We start from the raw sequence: 10,299 nt of genomic DNA on the forward strand, positions 1-10,299 counted from the left end.
AGGCTGCGTTCGGCTGCGCAGCAGTCGTAACTCCTGCCACCACGGTTCACCTGTAAAAACCGCGGTGCCTGATTTTACGACTGCTGCGCAGCCGAACGCAGCCTCGCAGGCTCGGCAGCTGCTACGGGGGGACGTGCAAATACGGGGAAATATGCGAAGCCAGAAATTGCTTATCCCCGTGTCGGCGGCATATCTCCCAACGGCACTACCGCCATGGTCAGCCGCGACACGCAGCTGGCCTTGCCTTCGTCGCTGCTCAGGCGGATGTCCCAGACATGGGTGGTGCGACCGATGTGAATCGCCCGCGCCACGGCCGTCACCCGCCCGCGGCGCAAGCCGCGCAGATGGTTGGCGTTGATTTCGAGCCCTACGCAATAGAACTTGCTGGCATCGATGCACAGGTAACTGGCCATGGAACCGACGGTCTCGGCCAGCACCACCGAAGCGCCACCGTGCAACAAACCATAGGGCTGATGGGTGCGATGGTCGATCACCATGCTCGCGCTCAGGGACTCTTCATCAAAGGATTCGAAGCGGATGTCCAGCACTTCGCCAATGGTGTTTTTCTGGATCGCATTCAGTTGCTCAATGTCGGGAGGGGTACGCCATAGACTCATCGCTACATCCTTAATGGGTTTTATTCGAATCAATCCTGCCACAGCACCACTCCGGAACGCTCGCTCCACTCCTGCAAACGTGCGCCGTAGGTGGCCTCGATCACATTGCGTTTGATCTTCAAGGTGGGCGTCAGGAAACCGTTTTCCACAGCCCAACTGTCCTTCACCACCACCAGTCGACGCAAGCGTTCGTGTTTTTCGAGCATACCGTTGACCTCTATCAGCAAGGTTTCCAGGCTAGCGTGCAAACCATTGCGGGCGGCACTGGCGGCATCCTCAAGCCCTACCGCCGACAGCACGCACAGCCCCAGCGGCGCGCTCAAGCCATCACCGACCACGCACACCTGCTCGATCCGCGAATGCACCGCCAGGAGATTTTCAATCGGCGCCGGAGAGACATATTTGCCTTTGCTGGTCTTGAAGATTTCCTTGAGCCGCCCGGTCAGGCGCAAATTCCCTTCGGTGTCTTGCTCGCCTTTGTCGCCAGTACGCAGAAAGCCGTCCTCGGTCAGGGTTTCGGCGGTCTTCTGCGGATCCTTGTAGTAGCCGAGCATGGTCGCTGCGCTACGCACCTGCACCTCACCCGCCTCGTCGATACGCACTTCGACTCCCGGGCAGGGTGCGCCGATCCAGCCTGGTTTGTGCTCACCCGCACGACCGACATGGGAATAACCGCAATTCTCGGTCATGCCATAGACCTCCAGCACATCCAGACCGAGCCGCTGATACCACTCGAGCAAGGTCTGCGGCACCGGCGCGGCGCCGGACAAGGCGATACGCAAGGCATCCAGCCCCAAACCGGCGAGGACTTTGTGCCCGACCCGCCGGCCAATGATCGGCAAGCCCAGGAGGAAATCCAGGCGTTTGGCGGGCATCTTGCTGTACACGCCCATCTGGAATTTGCTCCAGATCCGCGGCACGCCGAACAGCGCGGTCGGTCGGGCGCGCTTCAGGTCGGTGAGGAAAGTGTCGAGACTCTCGGCAAAAAACACGGTTTGCCCGGTATAGATCGACGCCATTTCGACAAACATCCGTTCCGCCACATGGCACAGCGGCAGGTACGACAGCAGCCGATCCGACTCCCCCAGGCCAAATAATTGCGTGCCCTGGGTGGTGGCGAAAGCCAGATTGGCGAAACTGTGCATCACCCCTTTTGGCGCACCGGTGGTGCCTGAGGTGTAGATGATCGTCGCCAGTTGCGCCGCAGCCGGCAGCGGGTCGTCCTGGATCGGTGAACTGCGTTGCAGGTCAGCCCAGCTGTAATCGAACGAGCCGTCGGGGCTGAGCGGCAGGCTGATGGTCGGCAAGTCGGCGCGGATTCCGGGCGCCATGCCTGGCCAGTCATCAAGCTTGCCGATAAACACCAGTACCGACTCCGAATGCTCCAGCACCTGTGCAACCGCGTCGGCCGTCAGGTTCGGATACAGCGGGACAGACACATGCCCGGCCATCCAGATCGCCAGGTCGGCGATGATCCAGTGCGCGCAGTTTTTCGAGATGATTGCGATATGGCTGCCTTGCGGCAGCTCCCGGGCGCGGAGCCAGTGGGCTGCGCAGCGGGCCTGGTGACCGACATCGGACCAACTGAGGGTTTCGAGCTGCCCGCCCCCTTGTGGCTGGACCAGGAAACGTTGGCGTGCATGACGAGTTTCACGCTCGTAAAATACTTCCAGCGGCAAACGAAAAGCAGCAGACATGCGATGCGCTCCTTTTTTGTTCTGTATGGCGCAAAGCGTAGTCAACCGAGCAACTGCTTGGTCGACTATTTCACAGACAAACAAGGGCTGGAGTGGTGAACCCTGTGGCGAGGGGGCTTGTTGTGGCGAGGGGGCTTGCCCCCGTCCGGCTGCGAAGCAGTCGTAAACCGATCACCGGGTTCTAACTGAAAGAACCCGTTGCCTGGTTTTAGGGCCGCTCCGCGCCCCAGCTGGGGCAAGCCCCCTCGCCACAGGACCGGGTACGACGTTTACGGATGTTTGATGCTCTTGAGGGTCATCAACCCAGCCAGCGGCCAGTCACCTTCCAGCTCGACCAGGCCGGCGGTGCCCACCCGTTGCGGTTCGCGCCAGTGACCCTGTTGCAGATAGGCAATCAGGTTGCTGACCAGCGGGTTATGGCTGACCAGCAGCACGTTATCCAACGAGTCGAGCTCATCCACCACCGCCGGCGGATCATGGTCGGGAGCCAGCCACTGCACGGTGCGGACCTCAGGCTCGAAGCCCAGGGCTTCGCGCACCAGTTGCGCGGTCTGCTGCGCCCGGGCGTAAGGGCTGGCGTAGATCGCACTGAGCGGTTGGCCGATGAGCTGCGCGGCGCTGCTCAGCACTTCCTTGCGGCCATTCTCGGTCAGGTTACGCTCGGCATCACTACGGGCGTGGGGCTCAGCTTCACCGTGACGCAACACCCAGAGCTTCATAGCTTCGGCTCCTCATCCCGGACCGGGTGCGGTGCCGGCGGTACGGCATGGGGCGTTTCGCCTTCCGGGGCGCGCGGGGTCGGCCAATCGGCGAATGGCCAGGGTTTCTGATCACTGTGGAAACTGCCGAAGCGCCCGATCTGCGCCAGGAATTGGCTCAGACTGTCGCCGAAGTTCATCAGGCTGGCACTCGGTGCGCCGTAGATCAGCCGGTAAATGAGCTGCACCAGCACCACGGCGCCGAGTATGAATTGCGCCACTTGCCAGACCAGCACGTACACCAGCATCCACAGGACGCGCAGCAAAATGGACTCATATCCGGCTTCGGATGTTGCAGATGGATCCTTCGGATCGCTCATGGTCTCGCTCCTTTCCTGTCAGTTGAAACCACTGGTGGAGATAAAGTCGACATCGGTTTTCGGTTCACCACGCATCAACAACCCGATCACCTGGTCAAGCGTGCGCCCTTCGAACAGAATCGCATGCAACCCGGCGACCAGCGGCATATACACCCCGACTTCCTGGGCCTTGGCCTTGAGTACCTTGAGCGTATTGACGCCCTCGGCGACTTCACCCAGCCGCGTCACTGCATCCTCCAGGCTCAAGCCCTGCCCCAGGGCAAAACCCACCTGGTAATTGCGGCTCTTGGGCGAAGAACAGGTGACGATCAAATCACCGACCCCGGCCAGGCCGAGGAAGGTCATCGGATTGGCGCCCTGGTTCACCGCGAACCGGGTCATTTCCGCCAGCGCGCGAGTGATCAGCATGCTCTTGGTATTTTCCCCCATGCCCAGGGCTACCGCCATGCCGGCGATGATCGCATAGACGTTCTTCAACGCGCCGCCCAACTCGACGCCAAAGCGGTCGGCGCTGGCGTAGACGCGGAAGGTACGGCCATGCAGCGCCTCCTGGACGCGCTGGCAGAGTTCTTCGTCTTCACTGGCGACCACGGTGGCGGTCAGCGCATGCTCGGCAATTTCCCGAGCCAGGTTCGGCCCGGACAACACCCCGATTCGCGCTTGCGGAGCGATTTCTTCGAGAATCTCGCTCATCAGCTTGAAGGTGTGCGCCTCAATGCCCTTGGTCAGGCTGACCAGCAATTTGCCGCTCAACAGCTCGGCATGCGGGGCCAGCACCGAACGCAAGGCGCTGGAGGGCAATGCGACAAAGCATAGATCGCAGTCGGTCAGGGTCGCCAGCAGGTCCGTGACCGGTTCCACCGCTGCAAGAACCTTGATGCCTTTAAGGTAACGCGGATTCTCGCGGTTGACCCGAATGGCCTCGGCCTGTTCCGGGTCACGCATCCACAACCGCACAGCAAGACCGTTCTCGGCCAGCAGATTGGCCACGGCGGTACCAAAACTCCCGCCTCCCAGGACCGCAATAGGGCGCTGTTCAGTCATATGCAATCCATTAATCCATAGCAGTGGCGATATCGGCATTATACGGGGCAGTCCTCAGCCGGCCAGCCCTGCGATCAATTACTGGCAAATGACCGGATCTGCCGGTTTCACCCTATCAAATGTGCAGCTGTTCACTGGAAAACCCGCCACGCTCGGTTAACATGCGCGGCAATTACCTGTTATCAAGGCTGTGCCGTGTATTTTGGCCCTCCCACCTCTCGTTCACCACGGGTACCCATACCGTCAGCTATAGCCTGCGGCCGGTCGGCGGGATCACGCCATGCGCTCTACCCCAGCGCGGAGTTAGAGTTCTAGCATGGATCAATGCCCGTCATGGATGAAGCCACCCCTTGGCCGCCTCATCGGCTCAGTGTGCCTGGGGATCATCTGCCTGTTCGCCAGTCTTGCGGGCCGGGCCGCCGAGATTGTCCTGACGGGTGCCGAAGACAGCCCTGGCGTGCAGTCCTTCACTCGGGCCTTGAGCACTTTGCGGCCTGAAGATCGGGTGCGTTTCCGCTTGCTGGCGACCCTGCCGGCACCGAGTCAGCTGCCCTCGGGCACGCGCCTGATCCTGCTCGACCTGCCAAGCCTCGAGTGGCGCCTGCAGGATGCCCAGGGGCCGGCAACCCTGGTGCTGCGCATCAATCGGCTGCAAGCCCGGCAACGTCTGAGCAGCGACCTGCCGGCCGGCCTCTGTCTGCTGTGGAGCGACCCACCGCTGGACCGGCAATTGCGCCTGATCCACAGCATCCTGCCGCGAGCCCGGCGGGTCGGCGTGCTCTATGACCGCACCAGCGAATTTCTCTTGAGAGAACTGCGTCTACACGCGCAACCGCTGGGACTGGAAATCGTCGCCGAGCGCTGGGAGAACACCGGCGACAGCCGTCCACTCCAGACCCTGATGAAAAAAAGCGACGTGCTGCTGGGTCTCGACGATAACGACCTGTACAACCCGAAAACCGCGAAGAATCTGCTGCTCAGCAGCTATGCCCGGCACTTGGCACTGATCGGTCCCAATGCCGCGTTCGTCAAGGCCGCAAGCCTGGCCAGCACCTACAGCGATCAAAACGACTGGCTGGCCACCCTCGACACCTTGCTCGACCGCCCGACCAGTGACTGGCCGCGGGCGCTGTATCCGCAACATTTCAAAGTGGCGAGCAACCCGCAAGTGGCACGGTCACTGGGTATCGAGCCGATTGACGAACAGTCTGTTGCCACCCGGCTGGCCGAAGGAGAGCAGCGCCCATGACCTTCCGTCGCCGCTGGGACATCAATACCCGCACCCAGATCATCAGCCTTGGCCCGGCCTTGTTACTGACCTTGCTGCTGATCAGTTTCTTCACCTTCGTGCGGATTCAGGACCTGCGCCAGGAGCTGAACCATACCGGCCAGCTGATCGCCAACCAACTGGCGCCCGCCACCGAGTACGGGGTGATTTCCGGCAACAAAGAGGTGCTCGAGAGCTTGTTGAAGGCCACCCTCGCGACCCCGCATGTGCGCTTTCTGGAGGTACAGGACAGCACCAACAATATTCTTGTGTACGTCGAACAACCTTCGGAAACCATCAGCCGCTCGCAACAGGTTGAAGTGTTTCAGGCGCCGGTACGCCTGCAACGAATCCACCTGAACACTGATTTCTTCGGGGGCGGCAAAACGTCGACCATCGCCCCGCGAGAGGATTACCTGGGCCGGGTGATTGTCGGCATGTCGAATGACGCCTTCAGCCAGCGCCAGCAGGAAATCCTGCTCAAGGCGGGGGTTCTGGCGCTGTTCGCCTTGCTGTTCACCTTTCTCCTGGCCCGCCGCCTGGCCGCGAGCCTGTCGCAGCCGATCAGTGCCATGGGCAATGCGGTCAAGGCCATTCAACAGGGCGACTACGGCACTGCGCTGCCGATTGTCGACGATGCCGAGCTCGGCAACCTGTCACGGCATATCAACAACCTCGCCGATGGCCTCGAGCAAGCCAGCCGCGAACAGCATCAGGCAATGGCCCAACTGATCCAGACCCGCGAAGAAGCGGAAAAAGCCAATAACGCCAAATCCGACTTCATGGCGATGATGAGCCATGAACTGCGCACGCCGATGAATGGTGTGATGGGGATGCTGCAACTGCTCGAAACCACCGAAATGACCGAGGAGCAGATCGAATACGTGGCACTGGCCTCGGAGTCCACCGAACACTTGCTTAAAGTGATCAATGACATCCTCGACTTCTCGCGCATCGAGCGCGCGGCGCTGGAACTTGAACATATCCCGTTCAACCTCGCCGAGTTGATCACCAGTTGCGCCCAGGCGTTCCAGCACAGTGCGGTACAGCGTGGCCTCAGCCTTGAACTGAAGATTCCGGACGGCATGGAGTCGCTGCAGGTTCAGGGCGATCCGACGCGGATTCGGCAGATTCTGGTCAACCTGATCGGTAATGCGCTGAAGTTCACCGAACAGGGCAGTGTGACCATCGAGCCGCAGTGGCAATCCCTGGATCACGAGCTGCTGTGGTTTACCTGCAGCGTGCGCGACAGTGGCATCGGGATTTCGGCGCAGAGCCTGGAGCTGATGTTCAATGCGTTCCAGCAGGCCGACAGTTCGATTTCCCGGCGTTATGGCGGCACCGGGCTTGGCCTGCCGATTGCCCGCACCCTCGCCGAGCGAATGGGCGGCACCCTGCGCGCCCAGAGTGAAGAAAGCCGCGGTTCGGTGTTCACTCTGGAGATACCCTTGGCCCTGCATCAGCAGAACCTGCCAGTGCTGACACCGCGGGTACAGTCGGCCAATGCCCATGGCGAGGGTCGCAACGTGTTGCTGGTCGAGGATAATCCGGTCAACCAGACAGTGATCGAAGCGATGCTGCGCAGCCTGGGCTTCACCGTCAGCATCGCCACCGACGGTGCGCAAGCCATTCGCAGCGCCGAGAGTCTGATATTTGACGCAATTCTGATGGACTGTCGATTGCCGCTGATCGATGGCTATGAAGCGACCCGCCAGATTCGCCAACTGCCCGGCTGCGCCGAACTGCCCATTATTGCCCTGACCGCCAACGCCTTGCAGGGCGATCGCGAGGCTTGCCTGGACGCCGGGATGAACGATTACCTGGCCAAGCCGTTCAAACGCACTGATCTGCAGCAAATTCTGCAACGTTGGGTTCAGTAGAACCGAGGTTTCGACGATCTGTGACTGGCGTGAAATGCGAAAGTGCGGCAGTCTTAGGCACCCGAACAGGCCCGTAAACAGGCCTGTATAATAATTTCAGTGCACAAGTGTACATTCGTGCCCTTTGTGCTGTGACTTTCACTACAACGCAATAGTCTATGAGTAGGCTGTCGATTCGAGGCATGAACGCTTCGATCGGTCGGGAAGATTTGCCCACCCTGCCGCATGGGACTATTGAGGAGCTCGCATGACCAAACAAAACGCCTTTACTCGGGAAGACCTGCTGCGCTGCAGTCGCGGTGAGCTGTTCGGCCCAGGTAACGCGCAACTGCCCGCCCCGAACATGCTGATGGTGGATCGCATCACCCATATCAGCGCCGAGGGTGGCAAGTACGGCAAAGGTGAATTGGTCGCCGAGCTGGATATCAATCCGGACCTGTGGTTCTTCGCGTGCCACTTCGAAGGTGACCCGGTCATGCCGGGCTGCCTGGGCCTGGATGCCATGTGGCAGCTGGTCGGTTTCTTCCTTGGCTGGCAGGGTTTGCCAGGCCGTGGTCGCGCATTGGGCTCAGGAGAGGTAAAATTCTTCGGCCAGGTCTTGCCGACTGCCGGAAAGGTTACTTACAACATTCAGATCAAGCGCGTCATGCGCGGCAAGCTGAACATGGCCATCGCCGATGGTTCTGTCAGCGTCGACGGCCGCGAAATCTATACCGCCGAAGGCCTCCGGGTCGGCGTATTTACTTCCACTGACAACTTCTAAGGGTTATCCGCATGCGCCGCGTCGTTATCACTGGTCTGGGCATCGTTTCGTGCCTGGGCAATGACAAAGAGACCGTCTCCGCTAACCTGCGTGCAAGTCGCCCTGGCATCCGATTCAACCCGGAATATGCCGAAATGGGTCTGCGTAGCCAGGTTTCCGGCTCCATTGACCTCAACCTCGAAGAGCTGATAGATCGCAAGACCTATCGCTTCGTCGGCCATGCAGCGGCTTACGCTTACCTGGCCATGAAAGACGCCATCGCTGACTCCGGTCTGAGCGAGGAACAAGTCTCCAACCCGCGTACCGGCCTGATCGCCGGCTCCGGCGGCGCGTCGACCCTCAACCAGATGGAAGCGCTGGACATCCTGCGCGAGAAAGGCGTCAAGCGCGTCGGCCCGTACCGCGTCACGCGGACCATGAGCAGCACGGTTTCCGCTTGCCTGGCCACGCCATTCAAGATCAAGGGTTTGAACTACTCCATCGCTTCTGCCTGCGCCACCAGTGCTCACTGCATCGGTAGCGCCATGGAACAGATCCAGATGGGCAAGCAGGACGTCGTGTTTGCCGGCGGCGGCGAGGAAGAGCACTGGAGCCAGTCGTTCCTGTTCGACGCCATGGGCGCGCTGTCGAGCCAGTACAATGAAACCCCGGAAAAGGCTTCCCGTGCCTACGACGCCAAGCGTGACGGTTTCGTCATCGCCGGCGGCGGCGGCATGGTCGTGGTGGAAGAGCTGGAACACGCTCTGGCCCGCGGCGCGAAGATCTACGCGGAAATCGTTGGCTACGGCGCAACCTCCGACGGCTACGATATGGTCGCGCCAAGCGGTGAAGGCGCCATCCGCTGCATGCAGATGGCCCTGTCCACCGTCGATGGCCCGATCGACTACCTGAACACTCACGGCACCTCGACCCCGGTCGGTGATTCCAAGGAGATGGAAGGTGTTCGCGAAGTGTTCGGCGACAAGGCCCCGGCCATCAGCTCCACCAAGAGCCTGTCGGGTCACTCCCTGGGCGCCGCCGGCGTTCATGAAGCGATCTACTGCATGCTGATGATGGAAGGCAACTTCATGGCCGGCTCGGCCAACATCGACGAGCTGGACCCGGCCGTCGCTGACATGCCGATCCTGACCAAGACCCGCGAGAACGTCACCCTCAACAACGTGATGAGCAACAGCTTCGGCTTCGGTGGCACCAATGCCACCCTGGTCCTGAAGCGCTGGCAGGGCAAGTAATCTGTCCATGAAAAAACGGCACCCGCTGGTGCCGTTTTTTTTGCCTGTTTCACACCGAGGTCTGCGACGACTCAACGCACGGTAAACCGCTGTTGCGCCAATAACCGGTCGCCCTGGAATACCATGAAGCGCCACTCGCCGGGGATCACTTCGTGGCGCTCGGTGAATTCGTAGGCCATCACGTCCTGGGGTGCGCCGGGCACCAGTTTCTGGGTCACTTCGAATTTATCGTGGCGCTGGCCATCCGGGGTGCGGATGCCCGGCGTGAAGTAAAGCAAGGTCAACGGCTGGTCTTCAGCGACTTTGCCGGACAGCTGATAACGCAGGCCAAACTTGGTGCCCAGTTTCGCCGGGACAATTTCCGTCTGTTCGATCTGTTCGTTGCTGCGGCGCAACACCCGCTCACCCGACTGCAACTCGGCTTTCGGGCCTTCGAAAACCCCGTATTCCACCGGGCCTTGCACATGAACTTCGGCACTGGCCAGGCCACTGATCATCAGCGCCGCCAGAGCGGTTAAACGGGTGAGGTGCATATCGCGCTCCTTGATTGAGATGGGCGCGAGGTTATGACGCAGGCATGACAGGATGATGACAGATGCGAGTTCCCAACTGTGGCGAGGGGACTTGCTCCCGCTCGGCTGCGCAGCAGTCGCAATGCTGGCAAGCCCCAATGCTTATGCGAACCGTAGCAGCTGGCAAAGCCTGCGTTCGGCTGCGCAGC

The 10,299-nt window shown here is 60.7% G+C and carries 10 protein-coding genes; 4 read left to right on the forward strand and 6 right to left on the reverse strand.

Annotation, left to right across the window (positions count from 1 at the left end; translation table 11 throughout):
- Window positions 1–170 precede the first annotated feature (170 nt).
- From F8N21_RS22175 to F8N21_RS22195, 5 genes are all read right to left on the reverse strand, one after another.
- A complete protein-coding gene (locus F8N21_RS22175) occupies window positions 171–617 on the reverse strand; it encodes a hotdog fold thioesterase (RefSeq protein WP_150644149.1) in 447 nt (148 codons plus the stop codon).
- A gap of 29 nt (window positions 618–646) precedes the next feature.
- Window positions 647–2,314, reverse strand: a complete 1,668-nt coding sequence (locus F8N21_RS22180) for an AMP-binding protein (protein ID WP_150644150.1) — start codon at window positions 2,312–2,314, stop codon at window positions 647–649.
- A 269-nt stretch (window positions 2,315–2,583) separates the two neighbouring features.
- Complete coding sequence (sixA, locus tag F8N21_RS22185; RefSeq protein ID WP_150644151.1) at window positions 2,584–3,033, reverse strand: phosphohistidine phosphatase SixA; 450 nt, start codon at window positions 3,031–3,033, stop codon at window positions 2,584–2,586.
- Complete coding sequence (locus F8N21_RS22190; RefSeq protein WP_150644152.1) at window positions 3,030–3,392, reverse strand: DUF4389 domain-containing protein; 363 nt, start codon at window positions 3,390–3,392, stop codon at window positions 3,030–3,032. The genes sixA and F8N21_RS22190 overlap by 4 nt, the downstream gene beginning before the upstream one ends.
- 18 nt (window positions 3,393–3,410) lie before the next feature.
- On the reverse strand, window positions 3,411–4,436 hold the full coding sequence (locus F8N21_RS22195; RefSeq protein ID WP_150644153.1) for an NAD(P)H-dependent glycerol-3-phosphate dehydrogenase: 1,026 nt from the start codon (window positions 4,434–4,436) through the stop codon (window positions 3,411–3,413).
- A 316-nt stretch (window positions 4,437–4,752) separates the two neighbouring features.
- Between F8N21_RS22195 and F8N21_RS22200 the strand changes: the two genes are divergently transcribed.
- The 4 genes from F8N21_RS22200 (at window position 4,753) to fabB (ending at window position 9,578) form a co-directional block, all read left to right on the forward strand.
- Window positions 4,753–5,685 carry an ABC transporter substrate-binding protein gene (locus tag F8N21_RS22200; protein ID WP_150644154.1) on the forward strand — a complete coding sequence of 311 codons (933 nt, stop codon included), beginning with the start codon at window positions 4,753–4,755 and terminating at the stop codon, window positions 5,683–5,685.
- Window positions 5,682–7,583: a response regulator gene (locus F8N21_RS22205; RefSeq protein WP_150644155.1), complete on the forward strand. Its 1,902-nt coding sequence runs from the start codon at window positions 5,682–5,684 to the stop codon at window positions 7,581–7,583. The genes F8N21_RS22200 and F8N21_RS22205 overlap by 4 nt, the downstream gene beginning before the upstream one ends.
- Window positions 7,584–7,830: 247 nt before the next feature.
- Window positions 7,831–8,346, forward strand: a complete 516-nt coding sequence (gene fabA, locus F8N21_RS22210) for a 3-hydroxyacyl-[acyl-carrier-protein] dehydratase FabA (protein WP_150644156.1) — start codon at window positions 7,831–7,833, stop codon at window positions 8,344–8,346.
- Window positions 8,347–8,357: 11 nt separating this feature from the next.
- A complete protein-coding gene (gene fabB, locus F8N21_RS22215) occupies window positions 8,358–9,578 on the forward strand; it encodes a beta-ketoacyl-ACP synthase I (protein WP_150644157.1) in 1,221 nt (406 codons plus the stop codon).
- 71 nt (window positions 9,579–9,649) lie between these two features.
- On the opposite strand, the gene F8N21_RS22220 is transcribed toward fabB, so the two are convergent.
- A complete protein-coding gene (locus tag F8N21_RS22220; RefSeq protein ID WP_150643555.1) occupies window positions 9,650–10,111 on the reverse strand; it encodes a DUF3859 domain-containing protein in 462 nt (153 codons plus the stop codon).
- Between the last annotated feature and the right edge of the window lie 188 nt (window positions 10,112–10,299).

The organism is Pseudomonas fluorescens (assembly GCF_902497895.1).
Classification (GTDB): Bacteria; Pseudomonadota; Gammaproteobacteria; order Pseudomonadales; family Pseudomonadaceae; genus Aquipseudomonas; species Aquipseudomonas fluorescens_BP.